The following is a 22,102-nucleotide window of genomic DNA, read 5'->3' on the forward strand; positions in this document are numbered from 1 at the left end:
GATGACTGATGGTTCCGGCCGAACGGCCTTTCCGCCGGCGCCGACTGGCCTTGGCGCGCTTTCCGCTACCGAGATCATGGCCGGCTACCGGCGCAAGGCGTTCACCCCGCGCGATGTCGTCGACGACACCATCGCCGCGCTGGAGGCGGCGAACGGAGCCTGCAACGCGGTGGTGACGCCGATGTACGAGCAGGCGAGGGCGGAGGCTGATCGTATCACGAAAGAGATGCGCGTAGGCGAAGTCAGGGGACCGCTCGCCGGTGTGCCCGTCACGATCAAGGACCTCGTCTTCGTCGCGGGCGTGCCGGCCTATGGCGGCTCGCCGATGAACAAGACCTTTGTGCCCGAGGCCGATGCGGCTGTGGTCTCGGCGCTGAAGGCGGCCGGCGCGATCATCACCTGCAAGACCACGACCTGCGAGTCCGGCTACAAGCTGACGGCCGATAGCCCCGTCACCGGCACGACACGAAATCCCTGGAAGCTCGATCGCACCAGCGGCGGATCGAGCGGCGGCGCGGCGGCGGGCGTGGCCGCCGGCTGCGGCCCGATCGCGATCGGCACCGACGGCGTCGGCTCGATCCGCGTGCCTTCGTCCTTCTGCGGCGTATTTGGGCTCAAGCCGACCTTCGGCCTGGTGCCGCGCTCGCCCGGCTTCTCGCCGCCGTCCTGGGCCTCGCTCGCGCACACCGGGCCGATCACGCGCACCGTCGCGGATGCCGCGCTCACGTTGGAGATCATCGCCGCTTACGATCTACGCGATGCTGCCAGCCTGCCGATATCGCCGCGGCAGTTCGACACCAACGCCGCGCCATTGAACGGCCTTCGCATCGGCGCCAGCGTCGATCTCGGCTACGCCGCCATCAGCTCCGATGTGCGCGCGGCGTTCAACAAGGCGCTGGCGATTCTTGATTCCTGCGGTGCGCAGGTCACCATGGACGGCCCGGGCCTCGACTCCGCTATTCTTGAACACACGCTAAAGCCGATAGCCTTCACCGAGCAGGCGGCCGCGGTGGCTACCAAGACGACGGCCGATCTCGCCAGTTCCGAAGCAGATTATCGCGAGGTGGTCAGCGCCGGCCGACACTACAGCGGCACGGACTATATCGAAGCCAGTTACCGCCGTGGCCAGGCGCGCGGTGCCTTCGTAAAACTGTTCGAGCGCGTCGATGCGCTGGTGACGCCGACGGTCGCGGTAACCGCGTTCGAGGCCGGCCAGATCGGGGTGGGCAAGATCGACGGCAGCGCGGTCGATCCGCATCTCGGCTGGTCGCCCTTCACCTGGCCGATCAATCTCGCCGGCCTTCCGGCCGCGACGCTGCCCTGCGGCTTCGATCGCGACGGACTGCCGATCGGCCTCCAGATCGTCGCGCCCTGGCTTGACGAGCCCACCATCTTCCGCATCGCGGCCGCCTTCGAAGCGGCCCAGCCCTGGGCGAAGTTCTGGCCGCCGCTGGCGTTGCGCGAACCGGACCGTGCCCGCTCCAAGGCGTGAGCCGAACCCTGGCCTGGAACCGGCCGGCCGCCGTCCTGCCGGTCCGCCTCGGCGCTCGAAAAAAATTCGCCGAGCCCTCTTGAAACCGACTTGCGTTCTTCTAAGTCATTTTTCGCCGCGAGAGCGGTGTGCCGGATGCCAGATCGGGTCCGGCACGGGCGCCGGGCCGGTCTTCGGACCCCGTCTGAAAACCCAGTCCTGCGCTCCTTCGTATCCATCTTGCTCTCTGGAGGACTTGGTTATGAGGACCACCCTTGACTTCGCGCCCCTGTGGCGCTCGACCATCGGCTTCGATCACCTGGCCGGCCTCGTCGACAGCGCGCTGCGCCAGGCGAGCGAAGACAACTACCCACCCTACAACATCGAACGCTCCGGCGAAGACCACTACCGGATCAGCCTCGCCGTCGCGGGCTTCGGCGTCAACGACATCACCGTGACTGCCGAGCAGAATGCGCTCACGATCGAGGGCAAGAAGCCCGACAGTGCGACGGGCGAATATCTCTACCAGGGTATCGCCGCACGTCCGTTCCGGCGCGTGTTCAACCTCGCCGACTATGTCCAGGTGAAGCAGGCGTCGTTCCAGGACGGGCTCTTGATCATCGATCTCGTCCGCGAGGTTCCGGAGGCGATGAAGCCGCGCCGGATCCAGATCGCGGGCGCGGCCTCTCCTGCAACTCAGATCGAGCAGAAGAAAGCGGCCTAGCCGCTCGATCGAGGGATTGGCGGAACGCGGCGCGCAGATGCGCGTCCGCGCTCCCTGATGCATGAAGGAGAGAACCATGGCTTTTCGTGATCTCATTCCCTGGTCAAAGAGCCAGGAGCTTGCGCCGGTGCGCGATAGCTTCGATCCGTTCCTGACGCTTCATCGCGAGATGAACCGTCTGTTCGATGACGTGTTTCGCGGTTTCGCCGGGAGCACCCTGTCGCCCTTGATGGAAGGCCGTTTCGGCTGGCCCAAGGTCGAGCTCAGCGAGACCGACAAGAGGCTGACCGTCACGGCCGAACTTCCGGGGCTGACGGAGAAGGACGTCGAGGTCGAAGTCGCCAACGGCGTGCTCACCGTGCGCGGCGAAAAGAAGGCCGAGCGCAACGGCGAAGGCAGGTACTTCACCGAGCGCTACTACGGCGCCTTCGAGCGGCAAATTCCACTCGAGGGTGTCGAGGAGGACAAGGCCGAGGCGTCGTTCAAGAACGGCGTTCTGACCGTCTCGCTGCCGAAGTCCGACAAGCCGCGCGAAGGCGTCAGGCGCATCGCGATCAACACTCATTAGCGCAACGTGGGACGGCGGCGGTCGGCGCCGCCGTCCCATCGTCAACAAACCGTCCCTTGGAAAGGAGCATGAGGGGAGGCAACCGATGACCAATGTGAATACCAATTCCGGCAATCTCAATCCGCTGTTTCATCCGGCGGCCCATTACGACTCGCCCGCTGATGTCCTCAATTCAAACGAGCTCTCCACGCCGGAGAAGCGGATCATCCTGTCGTCCTGGGCGTCGGACATGTACGCGGTCGAATCCTGCCCTGCCTTGCGCGAAATTCCCGGCATGAGCCATACGGTCCGGCTCGCCGATATCCTGGCGGCCCTGCGTCGGCTCGATGGCGACAATGACGACGACGATCCGCCGCGCGGGGGCGGCGTTCCGATGCGGCTGCGGCGGCCCTGGGCCGCCGCAGAGCGGCGGGGCGCATGATGTTCACGCAGACCGTTCTGGTGCTGGTGCTGCTCGGTCAGGTCTCCGCGGCCTGGGCCGTTCCGTTCCTGGCCTTGCAAGGCTGGATGGACACGCCGCGCGATGAGGCGTGAAGCTATTCCCGAACTTCAATCTCAGGCAATGCGATAGATCATGAAGACGTATGCTGTGCGCTTGCTCTCGCTGGCGTTGCTGCTGACGCTGGCGTCGCATCCTGCCGCAGGCCAGATCCCCGATCTGAAGACCGCCGGCTCGGTGCCGACCCTGGCGCCCGTGGTCCGCCAGGTGACGCCGGCGGTGGTCAACATCTCCGTGCACGGCCGCGTCCGCGAGGACAATCCGCTCTATCGTGACCCGCTGTTCCGGGAGTTCTTCGACGTTCCGAGGCAGATCGAGAAGGAAGTCAGCGCGACGGGCTCCGGCGTGATCGTCGATGCCCGGAGCGGCTATGTGCTGACCAACAACCACGTGGTCGAAGGCACTTCCGCTGTCCAGATCACGACCAGGGACGGCCGGCAGTTTTCCGCAAAGGTCGTCGGCCGCGATCCGCCCACCGACGTTGCAGTGCTCCAGATCCAGAACCCGGCCGGGCTCAAGGCGCTTCCCCTCGGCGACAGCGACGCGCTCGAAGTCGGCGACTTCGTGCTCGCGATCGGCAATCCCTTCGGCCTCGGCCAGACCGTGACGTCGGGCCTCGTCAGCGCCCTTGGCCGGACCGGCCTCGGCAAGCAGGGCTATGAAGATTTCATCCAGACCGACGCCGCGATCAATCCCGGCAATTCCGGTGGCGCGCTGGTCAGCCTCCATGGCGAACTGGTCGGCATCAATTCGGCCATCATCTCGCCCGCCGGCGGCAATGTCGGCATCGGATTTGCCATCCCGGTCAACATGGCGCGCAAGGTCATGGAGCAGATCATCGCGACCGGCCGGGTCGAGCGCGGCCGCATCGGCGTGTCGCTGAAGGACCTCCATCCGTCCGTCAGCAACGGACGCAATGAAGGTGCTGCGATCGCGGAAATTGCCGCGGATTCGCCCGCGGAAAGGGCAGGCCTGCGCAAGGGCGACATCGTGACCGCGGTGGACGGCCGCTCGATCCGCAGCGCCGCCCAGCTCCGCAACATGATCGGCCTTGCTCGCGTCGGCGAGGAAGTGAAGCTCGCCCTGCTGCGCAATGGCGCGCCCATCACGGCCGTCGTGAGGGTCGCGCCGGCGCTTGAATCGAGCAACGCGGTCTCCGGGCGCGGTCGCCTCGTCCGCTAACTCGGTCGCGCGCAGGAGACCTGACCGCGGCCGGCGGTCTTGGTCCCTGCGATCGCGCTCCGGCAAATGCCGGGGAGCTTCAAGCTGCGCGGTGATCCGGCTCGCCCTGGAGATCCCTGATCAGCCGCCACTCGCGTTCGATGCGCTGCCGATAGAGCGCGCGCTCGTGCTCGGTCTTCGCGTTCGCAAGAAGGAGTTCGTAATGGCCGATCACCTTCTCGCTGCCCCGAATGAGCAACTCTCGGTAGCCGGTCATCGCACCGCCCCCGCCGCATCGATGGGCGGCTTGGAGGTAAAGGAAAGCGGGAATGTCGCCGCAGTCAGGCTGTCGAGGGCCGATTTTTCTTCTGCGAGGCGTCTCTCGATAAAGTGGCGCTCCAGCTCCGACAGTCTGGTCTTCAGCAGCCGTCGATAGCGATGGATATTGTTGCGGTGCGCGCGGATGCGGGCCAGAGTCTCGTCGAGCATCGTCGTCTCTCCAGACGGTCGCGTTGGGTCCTTTGATTTTTCGAGGATGAGAAGCAAGGTTCTCGGCGCAAAAAATATGCAGCCGGAATTCCGTGTCAAGAGGTTTGCGACGCGCCTGCGAACATCAAGCCGATGTTGCAGCCTTACGACAGATCGATCGGCAGGCCGCGGCCGCTGAGTTCTTCGTCGAGGCGCAGATAGTGCGCGAGATAGTCGTGCAGCGCGGTGGCGGCCTTCGAGGTCGCCCCGCTCGACTTGTAGAGCAGCAGCTCGATCTTCGGCAGCGGCGGCAGGCCCTCGTTGGGGCCGATCTCGCGCATAGCCGGCACCAGCGCGCTGCGGCCGAGCACGGTGACAGCCATGCCGGCAAAAGCCGCGGCCTGCAGGCCGCCGACACTCTCGCTGACGCAGGCGATGCGCCAGCGCAGGTTTGCGCGCTCCAGCGTGTCGATCGCGTAGTCGCGATAGATGTTGCCGGGCGGCAAGAGCGCGAGCGGGATCGGACGCTCCTGGTGCGCGGCGGATTGCTCGCCGGTCATCCAGACCAGTTGCTCACGCCTTACCACCTGGCCACCGGTGAAATCGTTCATGCGGGTGACGAGCGCGATGTCGACATCGCCGCGCTTGACGAGGCCGACGAGCGGCGTCGACAGCGCGCAATTGAGTTCGACCTGCACGCGCGGAAAGGATTTTCGGAATACGCTCAGGATCTGCGGCAGCATGAAGGCCGCATAGAGGTCGGGCGTGCCGAGCACCACCTGACCCTCGATCTCCTGCGACGCCAGCTGCGAAATCAGCTCGTCATGCAACCTCAGGATGGACTTGGCGTAGGTGAGAACCATGGTGCCGTCGTCGGTCAGCGTCAGCCGGCGGCCGGCATGCTCGAACAATTGCTTGCCGGTGAGCTCCTCCAGCCGCTGCAATTGCAAGGTGATCGCCGGCTGGGTGCGGCCGAGTCGTCGCGCGGTCTCGGTGATGCTGCCGGTCTCGACCACCGAGATCAGCGACCGGAGCATGCGGATATCGAGGCTGATGAGGTTCATGCGGCGCCCATGTCGCCCGGAATTTATGCAAGTTCCATGCTAGGAGCAGCAGGCACGGCTCCAGCGTTGCCGGCATTTGGAATATCGATTATCAGCCGAACCGGCCGCATAAGGCCCAAGGACACAGACAAAGGGAGGACAAAACATGAAAGAGATCTCGCCAACGCGCCGCGAGCTGCTCGCAATTGCTGCGGCAGCAAGCGCAGCTTCGATCGCGGACGTTGCGCCGGCGGCGGCGCAGGCCGCACCCAAGCCGATCTTCCCGGTACCGATGGTCACGATCCCGATCGTCGGCGAGATACAAGTGTTCCAGGTTCGCCGCATCTACTGCATCGGCCGAAACTACGCCGCGCACGCGATCGAGCGTGGCTCGGATCCTAACCGCGAGCCGCCGTTCTTCTTCCAGAAGCCGACTGACGCGATTCAGAACGTTGCGGTCGGCGAGATCGCGGATCATCCCTATCCGTCGCTGACCAAGAACTATCATCACGAGGTCGAGCTGGTCGCCGCCCTGAAGTCCGGCGGCACCAACATCCCGGCCGAGAAGGCACTCGACCACGTCTATGGCTACGCGCTCGGTCTCGACATGACCCGGCGCGATCTCCAGAACGGCATGGCGGCGGAGAAGAAGCCCTGGGAGATCGGCAAGAGTTTTGATCATGCTGCCGTGCTCGGTCCGATTCATCCGGCCAGCAAGACCGGCCATTTCGAGAAGGGGGCGATCTCGCTGGCAGTGAACGGCACGGTGCGGCAGAACTCCGATCTCAGCAAGATGATCTGGAGCGTCGCTGAGCAGATCGCAAAGCTGTCCGAAGCATTCGAGCTCAAGGCCGGCGACATCATCTATTCCGGCCCGCCGGAGAATGTCGGCCCGGTCGTGAAAGGCGACGTGCTCGTGTGCAAGCTCGATGGCCTGCCTGACATGTCGATCAAGATCGTGTAGCTGGGGCCTTCGCCTCTCCCCGCCTGCATCAAGTGAGGGACCGGACGTTTTCTCTTCGTCATGCCCGGGCTTGTCCCGGGCATCCACGTTCTTGGGCGCCGATTGCGTGGAAGTCCGTGGATGGCCGGGACAAGCCCGGCCACGACGACGCTGAGAGTGCAGGGGCCGCAGCCTAGGCCGTCTTCTTCAGCCGCAGCCGGTCAACCGTCGGCGCGTTCGCGTAGGCCCATGCGTTTGCGGCCTGGCGAACGATCACGCTTCGATCCCGTCTGTCGCGGCGCGGTGTCCTGATCTAGGTCCGACCGAGGATCTTCTTCGCGGCACGAAGATGCGGCTTGTCGATCATCTGGCCGTCGAGGCGCAGCGTGCCCGAGTTGGGATTGCTCGCGAATGCGTCGATCACCTTCTCCGCCCACGCGCGCTCGGCGTCTGTCGGCTCGAATGCCGCGTTGACGATGTCGACGTGCTTGGGGTGGATCAGCGCCTTGGCCGAAAAGCCGTCGCGCCGCGCCGCGCGCGTTTCCTGCCCGAGGCCAGCGAGGTTGTCGATGTCGGTATAGACGGTGTCGATCGGGGCGACCTCGGCGGCGGCCGCGGCCATCAGGCACAGATCGCGCGCGAGGCGATACGGGCTGTGGAACACGCCGCCCGCAGCCTTCTCGGTGGCACCGAGCGAAGCCGAGAGATCTTCCGCGCCCCACATCAGGCCGGCGAGGCGAGGGGAGCAGTTCCTGTAGCTGCCGAGACCGAAGATCGAGCTGGCGGTCTCCGTCGCGACGCAGACGATCCGGGTCGCGCCGATCGTGATGCCGGCCGCCGCTTCCAAGGCTTCGAGCCAGGTCGCGACCTGCCGCACGTCGTCGCCGCCTTGCGATTTCGGCAGCACGATGCCGTCGGGCTTGCCCGGCATCACCACGGCGAGATCGGCCAGCGTCATGCCGGTGTCGAGCGCGTTGACGCGGACATAGTGCTGATGGGGTCCGCGAGAGCCCTTCAGCATTGCGAGCGTCAGCTCTCGCGCCTCCGGCTTCTTCTCGGTGATGACGGAATCCTCCAGATCGATGATCAGCGCGTCGGCCTTGCCTTCGCTCGCCTTCTCGAATTTGCGCGGGGAATCCCCCGGCACGAACAGCATCGAACGCATCAGACCGGCCTCTTGTGCATCATCGCCATGCGGCGGCATTTGCCGACGATCTCGTCGTTCTGGTTAAGAGCGTGATGCTCGAACTCGACGATGCCCGCCTTCGGGCGCGATTTGGATTCCCTCATCGAAAGCACCTTCGTCGTCGCCCGCAAGGTGTCGCCATGGAAGACCGGTTTCGGAAAGGTGACGTCGGTCATGCCGAGATTGGCGACGGTTGTGCCCATGGTGGTATCATAGACCGTCATGCCGATCATGATGCCGAGGGTGTAAAGGCTGTTGAAAATGCGCTGGCCGAACTCGGTCTTTTCGGAGAAATGCGCGTCGATATGCAGCGGCTGCGGGTTGAGCGTCAGCAGGCTGAACATGGTGTTGTCCATCTCGGTGACGGTCCGGGTCAGCGGATGCCTGAACTCCTGGCCAACGGAAAAGTCTTCGAAATAAAGTCCGGCCATCGCGGTTTCCTCCCTGCGAAATAACGGCGCGCCTCCTACAGTTGCGCCGCATGACCCTATGCATGGTACACACAGTTGATGGGGAAATTCACGTATCTGTACCCTGTTTTTCAAGTTAAAGAACGCAAGCGAAGGCACGTTCGGGCGCACCAATCCGCCACGGCACTTGGAGTGGGAACGCGACGAGGGGGAGATTGCGCGGTCGCTTCTCCCAACAGGAGATCAAGAACATGGATTTCGCGCTCACCGATCAGCAGGAAGCCATTCGCGATGCCGTCGCAAAGGTTTGCGAAGACTTTCCCGACGCCTACTGGCTGAAGAAGGACCATGACGGCGGCTTTCCGCACGACTTTCACAAGGCAATGGCCGATGCTGGCTGGCTCGGTATCTGCGTGCCGGAGGAATATGGCGGCTCCGGCCTCGGCATCACCGAAGCCGCGATCATGATGCGCACGATCGCCGAATCCGGTGCCGGCATGTCCGGCGCTTCCGCGGTGCACATCAACGTGTTCGGGCTCAATCCCGTCGTCGTGTTCGGCACGGAGGAGCAGCGCAGGCGCATGCTGCCGCCGATGGTGGAGGGCCGCGAGAAAGCGTGTTTTGCCGTCACAGAGCCCAACACCGGCCTCAACACCACGCAGCTCAAGACCCGCGCGGTCGCCAAGAACGACCGCTACATCGTCAACGGCCAGAAGGTGTGGATCTCGACCGCGCAGGTCGCGCACAAGATCCTGCTGCTGGCGCGCACCACGCCGCTGGAGGAGGTGCGCTCGCCGACGCATGGGCTGAGCCTGTTCTACACCGATTTCGATCGCAACAAGATCAAGGTCCACGAAATCGAAAAGATGGGCCGCAAGGTCGTCGATTCCAACGAGCTGTTCTTCGAGGATTTCGAGATCCCGATGGAGGACCGCATCGGCGAAGAGGGCAAAGGTTTTCAGTACATCCTCGAAGGCATGAACCCCGAACGCATCCTGATCGCGGCGGAAGCTGTCGGCCTCGGCAAGCTCGCGCTGTCGCGCGCGACCGAATATGCCAAGACGCGTATCGTGTTCAATCGCCCGATCGGCAAGAACCAGGGCATCCAGCATCCGCTCGCGGTAAACTGGGTCGAGCTCGAGGCGGCCTGGCTGATGGTGATGCAGGCGGCCTGGCAATACGACAAGGGCTTGCCCTGCGGCGCCGGCGCGAACGCCGCGAAATATCTGGCGGGAGAGGCCGGATATCATGCCTGCGAGCAGGCCGTCATGACCCATGGCGGCTTCGGCTACGCCAAGGAGTTCCACGTCGAGCGCTATTTGCGCGAAGTCCTGATCCCGCGCATCGCGCCGGTGAGCCCGCAGCTCGCGCTCAGCTTCATCGCGGAAAAGGTGCTCGGGCTGGCCAAGTCGTACTAGTTAATGCGCGACCATTTGACCGACGACGAATTTCGCGCGCGCTATCCCAGTGGCCGTGCTCATTCGGCTGCGATCTGCTCCATCGCCATGGCGCGGAGCCTGGCGCGCTGGATCTTCACGCCATTGGCGCTGTCGGTGACTGGAAAGGCCTCGACGACATAGATCCGCGCCGGCACCTTGTAGCCGGCGAGCCGCTCGCGCAGACGCGCGACAAGCGCCTCCTGCTGCGGCGGCTCTTGCCGTGGTTCCTGGGCCGGGATCACGAAGGCGACGCAGCGCGCCTGGCCCTTCAGATCGACGGCAACCACCTGGGCGTCTGCAACGCCATCGCAGGATTTAAGCTCGTCCTCGATCTCGCCGGGCGCGACGAGAAACCCGCCGAGCCGCATCGCGTCGCCAGCGCGGGTCTCGTAGACGAACGAACCGTCGCCGCGCAGACGGCCGATGTCGCCGGTGCGGAAGAAACCGTCCGCGGTAATCGCTTCGCGCGTCGCCTCCGGGTTGTTGAAGTAGCCGAGGAAGCGCGACGGCGCGCTGATCTCGATCTCGCCGGACACGCCTTGCGCGGCAAGCTCGCCGGTCTCTGTGTCGCGCACGCGCACCGTCGCGTCGGCTGACATCGGCCAGCCGCCGCCCTCTATCCGGTCTGGGAAGGCGTCGCTGGCGCGGGCGATCGAGAACAGGGCCTGCACCTCGCTCGATCCGTAAAGGCCGAACAGCGGAAGGCCGCGCGCCTCGGCCTCCGCGGCAAGCTCGCGCCAACCGGGCTGGAACGCGGCGAAGCCGCAGGTCTCGAGTTGCGGGAACGGCCGCGGTGCATCGGTAAGCGCGAGGATGCGGCGGAACATCTCGTCCGAGCCGAAGGAGTGGGTGATCTTGTGCTCTTCGAGGATCTTCAGTGCCGGTGCGGCTTCGAAGGCGTCGAGGACATGGATGGTCGCGCCCGCTGCGATGAAGCCGAGCAGGCTGGTCATGCCGAAGGTGCCGCAGAACGGAAGCATGGCCAGCAGCGAGTGACGGTGCGGCGAGAGTTTTAGCGCCCTGGCGACGGAGGCGGCGTGCGTGGCCAGGGTCCGCTGCGAATGCGCGACGAGCTTCGGTCCTTTGGTCGTGCCTGAGGTCGTATAGAGCAGGACCGGCAGGTCGACATCCTCCTGCGCCGTCGGTGCCGGCGGACAGGGCTTGTCGAAGGCATCGAACCGCACGCAGGGCCAATGCGCCGGGATCGCATCAGCACCGACCACCGCGAGCTTTTGCAGCGCAGGCACCTCGCTCCTGACGACCTCGGCGAGGATGGCGGCAAAGTCGATCGAGCGGAACGCGGCCTCGACCACCATCAGCTTCGCGCCGGACACCTTGAGGAGATGCGCGACTTCCGCGCTGCGGTAGCGCGTGTTGACGGCGACGACGACCGCGCCAAGCCGGGCGGCGGCGAACAGCAGCGCGATCCATTCGATCCGGTTGACCAGCCAGACCGCGACAACGTCGCCCTTGCCGATGCCTTGCGCGGCAAGCCAGGTGGCAGTCCGCTCAATCTTTTCCGAGAGTTCCGCGCGCGAGACCGTCGTGCCGTCGAACACGAAGGCAGGATCGACGGCGGCCCCGGCTTGGATCAGCGATTGCAGCTTGGCGCTCATGGCGACCGGAGTAACCCGATCGCGCAAACCTGTCTACTTGGTGCCGAACATCCGGTCGCCGGCATCGCCCAGGCCCGGCACGATGTAGCCGTGGTCATTGAGCCGCTCGTCGATCGCGGCGGTCCAGACCGGCACGTCGGGATGCTCGCTCTGGAATTGCGCGATGCCTTCAGGTGCGGCCAGCAGGCAGACGAAGCGGATATCGCGGGCGCCGCGTGCCTTGAGCAGGGACGCGCCCGCGCAGGCCGAATTGCCGGTCGCCAGCATCGGGTCCATCAGGATCACGGTGCGGTCGGACAGGTCCTGCGGCGCCTTGAAGTAATATTCCACGGCCTGCAATGTATCGGGATCGCGATAGAGCCCGATATGGGCGATGCGCGCCGAGGGCATCAGCGCCAGCATGCCGTCGAGGAAGCCGACGCCGGCGCGCAGGATCGGCGCCAGCGTGAGCTTCTTGCCGGCGATCTTCGGTGCCTGCATCGATGCGATCGGCGTCTCGATCTCGACCAGCTCCAGCGGCAGGTCGCGCGTCACCTCGTAGCCGAGCAGCATCCCGATCTCGTTCAGGATTTCGCGAAAGCTCTTGGTCGAGCGGTCCTTCTCGCGCATCAGCGAGAGCTTGTGCTGGATCAGAGGGTGGGCGACGACGTTGACGTTGCTTGTGCTCATGAAACCGCTCTACACGGTTCCGTGAAATTGCGCCAGATCGGCTGGGCCTTTTCCGCGGGGATACCCGGCTTCAGGCGGGCATCGCGATGTCCTTGCGTGCCCTCTTGCTCGCCTCATAGGCAGCCATGGTCAACTCCCGCTCGATCCCTGAGCGCATGGCGTCCATGGCCGGCCGATCGAGATCAGGCGACCGGACCGGCGCGGCTGATCGAGGCGGAAGCGGAGAGGGAGCTAGACGCCGAGGCCGCGTGCTCTTCACTCATCTGCAAAATCATGATGGCCTCCCATGCGGGTCAGGGAAGAAGGCGCCAGGCATAGAACGTAGTCCGCAGCGCGATCAGCGCCGTGAGCACGCTGCCCATCGAGAGCAGGGCCAGCGCGCTCAGCGCGAGGCGCTTGAGCTGGGTCCTGCGTGCCGCCGAGATTCGCGAGAGGCGGTTGGTCCCATCAAAGGGCCGGTCAAAGCCATGGGTCAGAATCGACATCTCGGGGGTCCTTCATCGGCGCGGCGGCAGCCGCCGCGCAATCTGTCTCGCATGATGGGCATCGCGGCATAGGAATTCGAGACGAGCGGCGGTGCGGCGATATAGGGACGCCATCGGCGCCTCGGCCTACCGGCCGAAATTCTCGCAGGCCGCCGGCTCGTAAAATGGATCCAGTGTCTGACGAAAGGACGGAACGCTCGGCAGCGCCGCTTCCGCAGCGAGTGCCCGGACCTCGACGAAGGCCGTCAGCAAGGCGAGCGCGAGATCGGCATGGTGCGCTTCGACCGCGGCGTCCAGCCAGTCCGGCAGCTCACGCTCGTGCGAGAGCGCGCAATGCCACTCGCCCTCGTCATAGGCGATGCGGCGGACTTGCCACAGCGGCAGTTCGAACTCCATCAGCGCCAATGCGGCATCGGTCCAGGCCTGCGCATCGATCAGGCGCTCGACGCGCGCCGTGTGCTCGCTCTGGCCGAGCGACGGGAAGCGCCGACACGTACGCATGATGTCGAGCATCAGCGGTCGCGTCATTGTCTGCGCGTGACGGAGGCGCATGCTAAGCGATGTCGGATCGTCGTGACGAAGAGCGACGGTCATGTCGGGCCTCCTGGAATTGGCGTCGGTCAGTCGGCCGGCCTCTCTCCAAGGTGGCTGGAACGGCATTTGAAAGCGAGATCAGGAAGGGGCGAGAAATATAGGGATTTCATAAAGGCACGGACGCTGCCGGATACGGCGCGAGGGTAGCACCCATGTTCGCCCGCAGTTTTTTTGCGAATAGGCGGCAGCCATTGGAAGCAGGGCGTTCTTGGAAGACAGTGGCGACGGTCCGCCGTAGCAATCGCACATGAAGGTGATGCCGGATCAGCATCGCTGAGCTGCCGGTATCGGACCAACATCTCTCGGACCAACATCTGGAGTGCCTTGCCGGCGCCACTCGGCCATCCACAACCACGGGCCGGTCTTTATGGGATTCCTATAAAGTCGCCATAGGGCTCATCTCGAAAACCTATGCGCGTGATGGCACCTCAAAGCGGTGAAAGTTCCGGTCGATGCCGGAGACATGCATTGCATTGGCGCGCAGCGATTGGCCGGCATCCAGGGGCAGTTATGCCGGATATCGTCGCGCAACGAGGAGACCATCCATGATGGACATTCTGATGCTGGCGCTGAGCTTTGCCTTCTTCGCGCTCGCGATCGGCTACACCTACGCCTGCGAACGGCTATGAGGGAGCACACCATGATCTTCGATTATGCGCTCGCCGGCGCGGTCTCGTTCGGCCTCCTGATCTACCTCACCTACGCGCTGCTGCGGCCCGAGCGGTTCTGACCCGTGCGGCTGCTTCTCGAATTGCTGCTGGCGGACGCTGCGCTCGTCGCCGCCCTCCTCGCGCTGCTCCTGCCGCTTCTGCGCAGGGCACAAGTTCCGAAGGGTTGAATCCATGACTGCGATTGGTTGGCTCCAGATCATTCTCTATTGCGCGATCATCGTCGCGATCACAAAACCGCTCGGCTGGTACATGACGCGCGTGTTCAACGGCGAGCGGACATTGCTGTCGCCGGTGCTGCGGCCGATCGAGACCGGCATCTACTGGTTCTCCGGCGTCGACGAGAAGCGCGAGCAGCATTGGCTGACCTATACGATCGCCATGCTGCTGTTCCATGTCGGCGGCTTCCTTATCATCTACGGCGTGATGCGATTGCAGGCCGTGCTGCCCTTCAATCCGGCGGGGCAGGGCGCAGTCGCCCCGGATCTCTCCTTCAATACCGCGATCTCCTTCATCACCAACACCAATTGGCAGAACTACGGCGGCGAAAGCACGGTCTCATATCTCGTGCAGATGGTCGGTCTCACCCACCAGAATTTCCTGTCGGCGGCCACCGGCATCGCACTCGCGGTCGCCCTGATCCGCGGCTTCTCGCGCGCATCAATGCGCACGGTCGGCAATTTCTGGGTCGATGTCACGCGCACTACGCTCTACGTGCTGTTGCCGATCTGCGTTGTCTACACGCTGTTCCTGGTCTGGCAGGGCATTCCGCAGACATTGGGCGAGTACGTCGAATCGACCACGTTGGAGGGCGCCAAGCAGACCATCGCGGTTGGCCCGGTTGCCTCGCAGGTCGCCATCAAGATGCTGGGCACCAATGGCGGCGGCTTCTTCAACGCCAATGCCGCGCACCCGTTCGAGAATCCGACCGCGCTGTCGAATTTCGTGCAGATGCTGTCGATCTTCGCGCTCGGCGCCGCGCTCACCAACGTGTTCGGCCGGATGGTCGGCAACCAGCGCCAGGGCTGGGCGATCCTGTCCGTGATGGGCGTGCTGTTCATCGCGGGCGTCGCCGTCACCTATTGGGCGGAAGCCAATGGCACCGCGACGATGCACGCACTCGGCCTCACCGGCGGCAACATGGAAGGCAAGGAAGTCCGCTTCGGCATCGTAGCGTCCTCGCTGTTCGCCGTGATCACGACGGCCGCCTCCTGCGGCGCGGTCAACGCGATGCATGACAGCTTCACCGCGCTCGGCGGCATGATCCCGCTGATCAACATGCAGCTTGGCGAGATCATCGTTGGCGGCGTCGGCGCCGGCCTCTACGGCATCCTGCTGTTCGTCGTGCTCGCGATCTTCGTGGCCGGCCTGATGGTCGGCCGCACGCCGGAATATGTCGGCAAGAAGATCGAGGCGCGCGAAGTGAAGATGGCGATGCTCGCGATCCTGGTGCTGCCGCTGATGTATCTCGGCTGGACCGCGGTGGGCGTGGTCTATCCGGCGGCGGCCGCCTCCATGGCGAACGCCGGACCGCACGGCTTCACCGAAGTGCTCTACGCCTTCACCTCGGCGACCGGCAACAACGGCTCGGCCTTCGCGGGCCTCACCGGCAATACCCTTTTCTACAATCTCACGCTCGCCAGCGCGATGTTCGTCGGCCGCTTCTTCATGATCATCCCGGCGATGGCGATTGCGGGCTCGCTTGCCGCCAAGAAATCGATCCCGCCCTCCGCGGGCACGTTCCCGACCACCGGCGGGCTGTTCGTCGGTCTCGTCGTCGGCGTGATCCTGATCATCGGCGGCCTCACCTTCTTTCCGGCGCTTGCCCTCGGCCCGATCGTCGAGCATCTCGCGATAAACGCGGGTCAAGTGTTCTGATCGCAAGTCTTCTGATGGGTTTGGAGTGACCTCCATGGATACGATGAAACTGCAAAAACGCGCGTCAGTCTCGGCGATGCTCGATCCCAAGATCGTCTTGCCCGCGATCCGCGCCTCCTTCACCAAGCTCGATCCGCGGCTGATGGTGAGGAATCCCGTGATGTTCGTGGTCGAAATCGTGGCCGCCCTCACCACCGTGATCTTTCTGCGTGATGTTCTCACGGGAGGGGCCGGCCTGGGCTTCACCTTCCAGATCATCCTCTGGCTCTGGTTTACGGTGCTGTTCGCCAATTTCGCCGAAGCGGTGGCCGAAGGTCGCGGCAAGGCGCAGGCCGACTCGCTGCGCAAGACCCGCACCGAGAGCCAGGCTAAGCTGCTGACCGGTGTCGGCCAGGCCTTTCAGCTGGTGCCGGGCACCAGCCTGAAGGTCGGCGACTCGGTGCTGGTCGAGGCCGGCGACACCATCCCCTCCGACGGCGAGGTGATCGAGGGCGTGGCTTCCGTCAACGAAGCCGCCATCACGGGTGAATCCGCGCCCGTGATCCGCGAGTCCGGCGGCGACCGCTCGGCGGTGACCGGCGGCACGCAGGTGCTGTCCGACTGGATCCGCGTCCGCATCACCGCGGCGCAGGGCTCGACCTTCATCGACCGCATGATCAGGCTGGTCGAAGGCGCCGAGCGTGCCAAGACGCCGAATGAGATCGCGCTCAACATTCTGCTGGCCGGTCTCACCATCATCTTCGTGTTCGCTACCGTCACCATTCCGAGCTATGCGGCCTATGCCGGCGGCTCGATCTCGGTGCTCGTGCTGGTCGCGCTGTTCGTCACGTTGATCCCGACCACGATCGGCGCGCTGCTGTCGGCGATCGGCATCGCCGGCATGGACCGTCTGGTGCGCTTCAACGTGCTGGCGATGTCGGGCCGCGCGGTGGAGGCCGCCGGCGACGTCGACACGCTGCTGCTCGACAAGACCGGCACGATCACGCTCGGCAACCGGCAGGCGACGGCATTCCGCCCCGTGCGCGGCGTGACCGAGCAGGAGCTGGCTGACGCAGCCCAGCTCGCCTCGCTCGCTGACGAGACCCCGGAAGGCCGCTCCATCGTCGTTCTGGCGAAGGAAAAATACGGCATCCGCGGCCGCGACATGGCCGAGCTAGGCGCGACCTTCATCCCGTTCACGGCGCAGACCCGCATGAGCGGCGTCGACGCCGGCGGCTCGTCGGTGCGCAAGGGCGCGGTCGATGTGATACTCAGCTATGTCGGCGGTGGTGCACCGCTGGCGGTCGCGTCCGGCAACACGGCCCGTGCCATCCAGCCGATGGCGTTGTCGGACGTCGGTCGTGAGGTCCAGACCATTGCGGACGAGATCTCCAAGGCGGGTGGCACGCCGCTGGCCGTGGCGAAGGATGGCAAGCTGCTCGGCGTCATCCAGCTCAAGGACATCGTCAAGGGCGGCATCCGCGAACGTTTTGCCGAGCTGCGCCGTATGGGCATCCGCACCGTCATGATCACCGGTGATAATCCGATGACGGCGGCCGCGATCGCGGCGGAAGCCGGCGTCGACGACTTCCTGGCGCAGGCAACCCCCGAGGACAAGCTCAAGCTGATCCGCGACGAGCAGGCCAAGGGCAAGCTGGTGGCCATGTGCGGCGACGGCACCAACGACGCGCCGGCACTCGCCCAGGCCGACGTCGGCGTCGCCATGAACACCGGCACCCAGGCTGCCCGCGAGGCCGGCAACATGGTCGATCTCGATTCCAATCCGACCAAGCTGATCGAGGTGGTCGAGATCGGCAAGCAGCTCCTAATGACGCGCGGTGCGCTGACGACGTTCTCGATCGCCAATGACGTCGCCAAGTATTTTGCCATCATCCCGGCGATGTTCCTGGCGTTCTACCCCCAGCTCAACGTGCTCAACGTCATGAACCTGTCGAGCCCGCAGAGCGCCATCCTGTCGGCGATCATCTTCAACGCGCTTGTGATCATCGGGCTGATCCCGCTGGCGCTGAAGGGCGTTGCCTACCGCGCGGTCGGTGCCGGTGCTCTGCTTCGCCGCAACCTGCTCGTCTACGGCCTCGGCGGCATCGTCATTCCCTTCATCGGCATCAAGGCGATCGATCTCGTCGTCGTCGCCTTGCACCTGGCTTGATCGTCGTCGCGGGGCGCGCAGCGCGCGCGTCGCGCAATGACGAAGACATTGGAGATCTATCATGCTCAGAGAAATTCGCCCCGCCATCGTCCTGTTGCTGGTGCTCACCGCCATCACGGGTCTCGCCTATCCACTCGCAATGACGGCTATTGCCGGCGCGATCTTTCCCGCGCAGGCGCAGGGAAGCCTGATCGAGCGCGACGGCAAGGTGGTCGGCTCCGCCCTGATCGGGCAGGAGTTCAAGGACGACAAGTATTTCCACGGTCGGCTGTCGGCGACGCTGGCGCCGGACCCGAACGATTCGACCAAGACGGTGTCGGCGCCCTACAACGCCGCCAATTCCGGCGGCTCCAATCTCGGCCCGACCAGCAAGGCGCTGGCCGACCGGCTGAAGGAGGACGTGGACAAGCTCAGCGGCGAGAACCCTGTTGCGCCGGTACCGGCCGACCTGGTCACGACCTCGGCCAGTGGCCTCGACCCCGACATCTCCCCGGAAGCCGCGCAATTCCAGGTGCCGCGCGTCGCCAGGGCGCGGAATATGCCGGACGAGGCCGTGAAGCAGCTCGTGGCCTCCAATGTCCAGGGCCGTTTTCTCGGCCTGCTGGGCGAACCGCGCGTTAACGTATTGGCATTGAACCTCGCGCTCGATCGCGCCGCCGCGCAGTAGCGGCCTAGGCTCGCAGCATCAGGATGATTATATTGGCGCCATGGTCCGAGAGCGTCGCGATCCCGAACAACGTCCGTCTCCCGAAGCGCTGCTGCAAGCCGCGCACCGGGAGGAAGGCGCGAGCGGCAAGCTGAAGATCTTCGTCGGCGCCGCGCCCGGCGTCGGCAAGACCTATGAGATGCTGCAAAGCGCCCATGCCAAGCGCAAGGCCGGCGTCGATGTTGTGGTCGGATTCGTCGAGACCCATGGCCGCGCCGAGACCGAGGCGCTGGTGCGCGGGTTGGAGGCGATCCCACGCAAGCGGCTCGATTACCGCGGCCAGATCGTCGAGGAAATGGATCTCGATGCGGTGATCGCACGGCGGCCGAAAATCGCTCTGGTCGACGAGCTCGCCCACACCAATGCGCCCCTTTGCCGCCATCCCAAGCGCTATCTCGACGTCGAAGAGCTGCTGTCCCACGGCATCGACGTCTACACCGCCGTCAACATTCAGCACATCGAGAGCCTGAACGACGTCGTCGCCCAGATCACCCATGTGCGGGTGCGCGAGACGGTTCCGGACTCGATCTTCGACCGCGCCGACGCGATCGAGCTGATCGACCTCACGCCCGACGATCTGATCCAGCGGCTGAAGGAGGGCAAGGTCTATGTGCCCAGGCAGGCCGAGCGGGCGCTGGAGCACTATTTCTCACCGGGCAATCTGACCGCGCTGCGCGAACTCGCGTTGCGGCGCACGGCGGAGCGGGTCGACGAGCAGCTCCTCACGCACATGCAGGCGAATGCCATCGCCGGGCCCTGGGCCGCCGGCGAGCGCATCCTGGTCTGCGTCAGCGAGGACCCGCGCGCGGCTGGCCTCGTGCGCTACACCAAGCGGCTGGCTGACCGGCTGCACGCGCCGTTCACCGCGGTGTCGATCGAGACGCGGCGATCCCTGCAATTGTCGGATCAGGAACGCGATCGCCTTGCCGATACGCTGCGGCTCGCAGAGGCGCTCGGCGGCGAGGCGCTGACCATTCCGGCCGTCGGCCGGCGCATCGCCGACGATGTCCTCAATTTCGCGCAAGGCAACAACGTCACGCAGATCGTGATCGGCAAGTCGACGCGCTCGCGCTGGTTCGAGATGACGCGCGGGTCGGTGGTGCACGATCTGGTGCGCCGCGCCGGCAATATCAGCGTCCATGTCATCCCCGGCGACGAGCTCGTCGACCAGCCGGCGCCGAAGGCGGCGGTGCAAACCGCCGCGCGGTCGGACCCGTTCGATGCCCGGCCCTTTCTGAAGGCACTCGGGATCACCGCGCTCGGCCTTGCGGCCGCCGTGGCCATCAAGCCGTATTTCGGCATCGAGAACGTCGACCTGATGTTCCTGACCGCCGTGGTGACGGTCGCCGTGCGCTATGGATTGTGGCCGTCGCTGCTTGCGAGCGTCGCGGCATCACTAGCCTACAATTTCTTCTTCCTGCCGCCGGTCTATACCTTCACCATCACTGATCCGACCAATGTCGCGGCGTTCTTCTTCTTCATGCTGATTGCGTTCGTGGTGTCGAACGTCGCGGGACGGGTCCGAACCCAGGCCGATACCGCGATCGGCCGGATCCGGACGACCGAGCAGCTCTATGCCTTCAGCCGCAAGCTCGCCGGCACCGGTACGCTCGACGACGTGCTGTGGGCGAGCGCATATCAAACCGCACTGATGCTGAAAGTTCGTGTGGTGCTGCTGCTGCCGGAAAAGGGCCTGCTCACGGTGAAATCAGGCTATCCGCCCGAGGACGATCTCGATCAGGCTGATCTCGCCGCCGCCAATTGGGCCTGGAGCAATGATCGCCACGCAGGCCGCGGCTCGGACACCCTGCCGGGTGCCAAACGGTTGTTCCTGCCGATGCGCACGGGACGTGGTCCGATTGGCGTCATCGGCATCGACAACGATCGCACCGGTCCGCTGCTGGACCCCGACCAGCGTCGGCTGCTCGATGCACTCGTCGACCAGGGGGCGCTGGCCATCGAGCGCGTGCTGCTGGTCGAGGATATGGATCGCGTCAAGCGCACCGTCGAATCCGAGCGGCTGCGCTCGGCGCTCTTGACCTCGATCTCCCACGATCTCAAAACGCCGCTCGCCTCCGTGCTCGGCGCCGCCTCGACCATGCGCGATCTCGCCGGTGCGCTGTCCGACACCGAGAAGCGCGACCTGCTTGCGACCGTGATCGACGAGTCCGAGCGGCTCAACCGCTTCATCGCCAATCTGCTCGACATGACCAAGCTTGAATCCGGCGCCATCGTGCCCAACACGGCGCTGCACGATCTTGGCGAGATCGTCGGCAGTGCGCTGCGGCGCGCGAGCAAGATATTGACGGCGCACAAGGTAGAACTGGTGCTGGCCGCCGACCTGCCGATGCTTCAGCTCGATGCCGTGCTGTTCGAGCAGGTGCTGTTCAATCTGCTCGACAACGCCGCAAAATATTCGCCGCCCGACACGATGATCTCGATCCGCAGCCAGCGTGAGCGGGATCAGGTTGTGCTTCAGATTGCCGACGAGGGCGGCGGCATTCCGCCCGGTGAGCTCGAGAGCGTGTTCGACAAGTTCTATCGCGCGCAGAAGGGCGACCACGTCCGTCCCGGCACCGGGCTCGGGCTCGCCATCTCCCGCGGCTTCGTCGAGGCGATGCGGGGCACGATCTCGGCCGCCAACCGCGGCGACCGCAGCGGCGCGGTCCTCACCATCCATCTGCCGGTCCCGGCACAGACCCAGCAATTGGACACCGCCGCATGAGTGCTGCGCCGATCAAGGTTCTGGTCATCGACGACGAGCCGCCGATCCGCAAGCTGCTGCGGATGGGACTCTCGACACAAGGCTACGAGATTTTGGAGGCGTCGAACGGCAAGACGGCGCTCGAGAAGCTCAGCGAGGAGCCGGCGCTGATCATCCTCGATCTGGGCCTGCCCGACATCCAGGGGCACGAGCTGCTGCGAACCATCCGCGCTCGCAACGAGGGCGTGCCGATCGTGGTGCTGTCGAGCCGCGGCGACGAGGCCGGAAAGGTGCAGGCGCTCGATCTCGGTGCCGACGATTACCTGACAAAGCCGTTCGGCATGGACGAGCTGCTGGCCCGCCTGCGCGCCGCGTTGCGTCACCAGCTTCAGGTCCAGGGCGAACGCCCGATATTTCGCACGGGCGATCTCTCAGTCGATCTCGTGCGCCGTGTCGTCAAGGCTGGCGAGCGCGAGGTGAAGCTGTCGCCGAAGGAATATGACCTCCTGCGCGTGCTGGTGCAACACGCCGGCAAGGTGCTGACCCATCGTTTCCTGCTGAAAGAGCTCTGGGACGAGCTCACCGATGCGCAATATCTGCGCGTCTATGTCCGTCAGCTCCGCCAGAAGATCGAGGCCGACCCGGAACGGCCGCAATATGTGCTGACCGAGACGGGAATCGGCTATCGGCTGAAGGCGGCGGATTAGAGCCGCGCAGACAA

Annotated in this window: 23 protein-coding genes; 14 read left to right on the forward strand and 9 right to left on the reverse strand. The window is 64.9% G+C overall.

The window, feature by feature from the left end; all coding sequences use genetic code 11:
- Position 1 precedes the first annotated feature (1 nt).
- The 5 genes from QSV46_RS04520 (at position 2) to QSV46_RS04540 (ending at position 4,444) form a co-directional block, all read left to right on the forward strand.
- The gene (locus QSV46_RS04520) at positions 2-1,492 is read left to right on the forward strand and encodes an amidase (protein ID WP_314947011.1); all 1,491 of its coding nucleotides are present in this window, start codon (positions 2-4) and stop codon (positions 1,490-1,492) included.
- 241 nt (positions 1,493-1,733) lie between these two features.
- On the forward strand, positions 1,734-2,195 hold the full coding sequence (locus QSV46_RS04525) for an Hsp20 family protein (RefSeq protein WP_314947014.1): 462 nt from the start codon (positions 1,734-1,736) through the stop codon (positions 2,193-2,195).
- Positions 2,196-2,271: 76 nt separating this feature from the next.
- Positions 2,272-2,763, forward strand: a complete 492-nt coding sequence (locus QSV46_RS04530) for an Hsp20/alpha crystallin family protein (RefSeq protein WP_314947016.1) — start codon at positions 2,272-2,274, stop codon at positions 2,761-2,763.
- A gap of 85 nt (positions 2,764-2,848) precedes the next feature.
- Positions 2,849-3,184, forward strand: a complete 336-nt coding sequence (locus QSV46_RS04535; RefSeq protein WP_314947017.1) for a hypothetical protein — start codon at positions 2,849-2,851, stop codon at positions 3,182-3,184.
- Positions 3,185-3,337: 153 nt separating this feature from the next.
- Positions 3,338-4,444 (forward strand): trypsin-like peptidase domain-containing protein, encoded by a 1,107-nt coding sequence (locus QSV46_RS04540; RefSeq protein ID WP_314947020.1) that lies wholly within the window; start codon positions 3,338-3,340, stop codon positions 4,442-4,444.
- Positions 4,445-4,523: 79 nt separating this feature from the next.
- On the opposite strand, the gene QSV46_RS04545 is transcribed toward QSV46_RS04540, so the two are convergent.
- The 3 genes from QSV46_RS04545 to QSV46_RS04555 all read right to left on the reverse strand — a co-directional run bounded on the left by QSV46_RS04545 (position 4,524) and on the right by QSV46_RS04555 (position 5,955).
- Positions 4,524-4,700 carry a hypothetical protein gene (locus QSV46_RS04545; RefSeq protein WP_314947022.1) on the reverse strand — a complete coding sequence of 59 codons (177 nt, stop codon included), beginning with the start codon at positions 4,698-4,700 and terminating at the stop codon, positions 4,524-4,526.
- Entirely contained in the window at positions 4,697-4,912 is a 216-nt protein-coding gene (locus QSV46_RS04550) for a hypothetical protein (RefSeq protein ID WP_314947025.1), read from the reverse strand. Before QSV46_RS04550 ends, QSV46_RS04545 begins: the two co-directional genes overlap by 4 nt.
- A 143-nt stretch (positions 4,913-5,055) precedes the next feature.
- Positions 5,056-5,955: a LysR substrate-binding domain-containing protein gene (locus QSV46_RS04555; protein ID WP_314947027.1), complete on the reverse strand. Its 900-nt coding sequence runs from the start codon at positions 5,953-5,955 to the stop codon at positions 5,056-5,058.
- Positions 5,956-6,100: 145 nt separating this feature from the next.
- Between QSV46_RS04555 and QSV46_RS04560 the strand changes: the two genes are divergently transcribed.
- On the forward strand, positions 6,101-6,898 hold the full coding sequence (locus tag QSV46_RS04560; RefSeq protein WP_314947030.1) for a fumarylacetoacetate hydrolase family protein: 798 nt from the start codon (positions 6,101-6,103) through the stop codon (positions 6,896-6,898).
- A 292-nt stretch (positions 6,899-7,190) separates the two neighbouring features.
- Here the strand turns inward: QSV46_RS04560 and QSV46_RS04565 are convergent, their stop codons facing one another.
- Together QSV46_RS04565 and QSV46_RS04570 are read right to left on the reverse strand one after the other, a co-directional pair.
- Entirely contained in the window at positions 7,191-8,042 is an 852-nt protein-coding gene (locus QSV46_RS04565) for a CoA ester lyase (RefSeq protein WP_314947032.1), read from the reverse strand.
- Positions 8,042-8,554 (reverse strand): MaoC family dehydratase, encoded by a 513-nt coding sequence (locus tag QSV46_RS04570; protein ID WP_409997142.1) that lies wholly within the window; start codon positions 8,552-8,554, stop codon positions 8,042-8,044. Before QSV46_RS04570 ends, QSV46_RS04565 begins: the two co-directional genes overlap by 1 nt.
- Before the next feature lie 170 nt (positions 8,555-8,724).
- Here QSV46_RS04570 and QSV46_RS04575 point away from each other — a divergent pair, with 170 nt between their 5' ends.
- The gene (locus QSV46_RS04575) at positions 8,725-9,891 is read left to right on the forward strand and encodes an acyl-CoA dehydrogenase family protein (RefSeq protein ID WP_314947035.1); all 1,167 of its coding nucleotides are present in this window, start codon (positions 8,725-8,727) and stop codon (positions 9,889-9,891) included.
- 59 nt (positions 9,892-9,950) lie between these two features.
- Here QSV46_RS04575 and QSV46_RS04580 read toward each other — a convergent pair whose 3' ends face one another.
- The 4 genes from QSV46_RS04580 to QSV46_RS04595 all read right to left on the reverse strand — a co-directional run bounded on the left by QSV46_RS04580 (position 9,951) and on the right by QSV46_RS04595 (position 13,276).
- Complete coding sequence (locus QSV46_RS04580; RefSeq protein WP_314947038.1) at positions 9,951-11,528, reverse strand: AMP-binding protein; 1,578 nt, start codon at positions 11,526-11,528, stop codon at positions 9,951-9,953.
- Positions 11,529-11,561: 33 nt separating this feature from the next.
- Positions 11,562-12,197, reverse strand: a complete 636-nt coding sequence (gene upp / locus QSV46_RS04585) for a uracil phosphoribosyltransferase (protein ID WP_314947041.1) — start codon at positions 12,195-12,197, stop codon at positions 11,562-11,564.
- 293 nt (positions 12,198-12,490) lie between these two features.
- On the reverse strand, positions 12,491-12,682 hold the full coding sequence (locus QSV46_RS04590) for a hypothetical protein (protein ID WP_314947044.1): 192 nt from the start codon (positions 12,680-12,682) through the stop codon (positions 12,491-12,493).
- A gap of 126 nt (positions 12,683-12,808) precedes the next feature.
- Entirely contained in the window at positions 12,809-13,276 is a 468-nt protein-coding gene (locus tag QSV46_RS04595; protein WP_314947047.1) for a hypothetical protein, read from the reverse strand.
- Positions 13,277-13,749: 473 nt separating this feature from the next.
- On the opposite strand from QSV46_RS04595, the gene QSV46_RS04600 reads away from it, so the two are divergent.
- From QSV46_RS04600 to QSV46_RS04630, 7 genes are all read left to right on the forward strand, one after another.
- Complete coding sequence (locus tag QSV46_RS04600) at positions 13,750-13,905, forward strand: hypothetical protein (protein WP_314947048.1); 156 nt, start codon at positions 13,750-13,752, stop codon at positions 13,903-13,905.
- Between the two features lie 11 nt (positions 13,906-13,916).
- Positions 13,917-14,006 carry a K(+)-transporting ATPase subunit F gene (locus QSV46_RS04605; RefSeq protein WP_035698142.1) on the forward strand — a complete coding sequence of 30 codons (90 nt, stop codon included), beginning with the start codon at positions 13,917-13,919 and terminating at the stop codon, positions 14,004-14,006.
- A gap of 112 nt (positions 14,007-14,118) precedes the next feature.
- Positions 14,119-15,822, forward strand: coding sequence for a potassium-transporting ATPase subunit KdpA (gene kdpA, locus QSV46_RS04610; RefSeq protein WP_314947072.1), 1,704 nt, complete (start codon positions 14,119-14,121; stop codon positions 15,820-15,822).
- Between the two features lie 34 nt (positions 15,823-15,856).
- Positions 15,857-17,971, forward strand: a complete 2,115-nt coding sequence (gene kdpB, locus QSV46_RS04615; RefSeq protein WP_314947074.1) for a potassium-transporting ATPase subunit KdpB — start codon at positions 15,857-15,859, stop codon at positions 17,969-17,971.
- Between the two features lie 61 nt (positions 17,972-18,032).
- The gene (locus QSV46_RS04620; RefSeq protein ID WP_314947077.1) at positions 18,033-18,638 is read left to right on the forward strand and encodes a K(+)-transporting ATPase subunit C; all 606 of its coding nucleotides are present in this window, start codon (positions 18,033-18,035) and stop codon (positions 18,636-18,638) included.
- 40 nt (positions 18,639-18,678) lie between these two features.
- On the forward strand, positions 18,679-21,402 hold the full coding sequence (locus QSV46_RS04625; RefSeq protein WP_314947080.1) for a sensor histidine kinase KdpD: 2,724 nt from the start codon (positions 18,679-18,681) through the stop codon (positions 21,400-21,402).
- Positions 21,399-22,088, forward strand: a complete 690-nt coding sequence (locus QSV46_RS04630; RefSeq protein ID WP_314947081.1) for a response regulator transcription factor — start codon at positions 21,399-21,401, stop codon at positions 22,086-22,088. Before QSV46_RS04625 ends, QSV46_RS04630 begins: the two co-directional genes overlap by 4 nt.
- The last annotated feature ends 14 nt before the right edge of the window (positions 22,089-22,102 follow it).

This window comes from Bradyrhizobium cosmicum, assembly GCF_032290525.1.
Taxonomy (GTDB): domain Bacteria; phylum Pseudomonadota; class Alphaproteobacteria; order Rhizobiales; family Xanthobacteraceae; genus Bradyrhizobium; species Bradyrhizobium cosmicum_A.

What these genes read in the sequence shown, in the direction of transcription:
- QSV46_RS04620 (WP_314947077.1), top strand. Translation starts at nt 18,033, where the DNA reads ATGCTCAGAGAAATTCGCCCCGCCATCGTCCTGTTGCTGGTGCTCACC.
- QSV46_RS04605 (WP_035698142.1), top strand. Translation starts at nt 13,917, where the DNA reads ATGATCTTCGATTATGCGCTCGCCGGCGCGGTCTCGTTCGGCCTCCTG.
- QSV46_RS04630 (WP_314947081.1), top strand. Translation starts at nt 21,399, where the DNA reads ATGAGTGCTGCGCCGATCAAGGTTCTGGTCATCGACGACGAGCCGCCG.
- QSV46_RS04560 (WP_314947030.1), top strand. Translation starts at nt 6,101, where the DNA reads ATGAAAGAGATCTCGCCAACGCGCCGCGAGCTGCTCGCAATTGCTGCG.
- QSV46_RS04625 (WP_314947080.1), top strand. Translation starts at nt 18,679, where the DNA reads ATGGTCCGAGAGCGTCGCGATCCCGAACAACGTCCGTCTCCCGAAGCG.
- upp (WP_314947041.1), bottom strand. Translation starts at nt 12,197, where the DNA reads ATGAGCACAAGCAACGTCAACGTCGTCGCCCACCCTCTGATCCAGCAC.
- QSV46_RS04540 (WP_314947020.1), top strand. Translation starts at nt 3,338, where the DNA reads ATGAAGACGTATGCTGTGCGCTTGCTCTCGCTGGCGTTGCTGCTGACG.
- QSV46_RS04530 (WP_314947016.1), top strand. Translation starts at nt 2,272, where the DNA reads ATGGCTTTTCGTGATCTCATTCCCTGGTCAAAGAGCCAGGAGCTTGCG.
- QSV46_RS04550 (WP_314947025.1), bottom strand. Translation starts at nt 4,912, where the DNA reads ATGCTCGACGAGACTCTGGCCCGCATCCGCGCGCACCGCAACAATATC.
- QSV46_RS04590 (WP_314947044.1), bottom strand. Translation starts at nt 12,682, where the DNA reads ATGTCGATTCTGACCCATGGCTTTGACCGGCCCTTTGATGGGACCAAC.
- kdpB (WP_314947074.1), top strand. Translation starts at nt 15,857, where the DNA reads ATGGATACGATGAAACTGCAAAAACGCGCGTCAGTCTCGGCGATGCTC.
- QSV46_RS04580 (WP_314947038.1), bottom strand. Translation starts at nt 11,528, where the DNA reads ATGAGCGCCAAGCTGCAATCGCTGATCCAAGCCGGGGCCGCCGTCGAT.
- QSV46_RS04545 (WP_314947022.1), bottom strand. Translation starts at nt 4,700, where the DNA reads ATGACCGGCTACCGAGAGTTGCTCATTCGGGGCAGCGAGAAGGTGATC.
- QSV46_RS04555 (WP_314947027.1), bottom strand. Translation starts at nt 5,955, where the DNA reads ATGAACCTCATCAGCCTCGATATCCGCATGCTCCGGTCGCTGATCTCG.
- QSV46_RS04535 (WP_314947017.1), top strand. Translation starts at nt 2,849, where the DNA reads ATGACCAATGTGAATACCAATTCCGGCAATCTCAATCCGCTGTTTCAT.
- QSV46_RS04525 (WP_314947014.1), top strand. Translation starts at nt 1,734, where the DNA reads ATGAGGACCACCCTTGACTTCGCGCCCCTGTGGCGCTCGACCATCGGC.
- QSV46_RS04565 (WP_314947032.1), bottom strand. Translation starts at nt 8,042, where the DNA reads ATGCGTTCGATGCTGTTCGTGCCGGGGGATTCCCCGCGCAAATTCGAG.
- kdpA (WP_314947072.1), top strand. Translation starts at nt 14,119, where the DNA reads ATGACTGCGATTGGTTGGCTCCAGATCATTCTCTATTGCGCGATCATC.
- QSV46_RS04520 (WP_314947011.1), top strand. Translation starts at nt 2, where the DNA reads ATGACTGATGGTTCCGGCCGAACGGCCTTTCCGCCGGCGCCGACTGGC.
- QSV46_RS04575 (WP_314947035.1), top strand. Translation starts at nt 8,725, where the DNA reads ATGGATTTCGCGCTCACCGATCAGCAGGAAGCCATTCGCGATGCCGTC.
- QSV46_RS04595 (WP_314947047.1), bottom strand. Translation starts at nt 13,276, where the DNA reads ATGACCGTCGCTCTTCGTCACGACGATCCGACATCGCTTAGCATGCGC.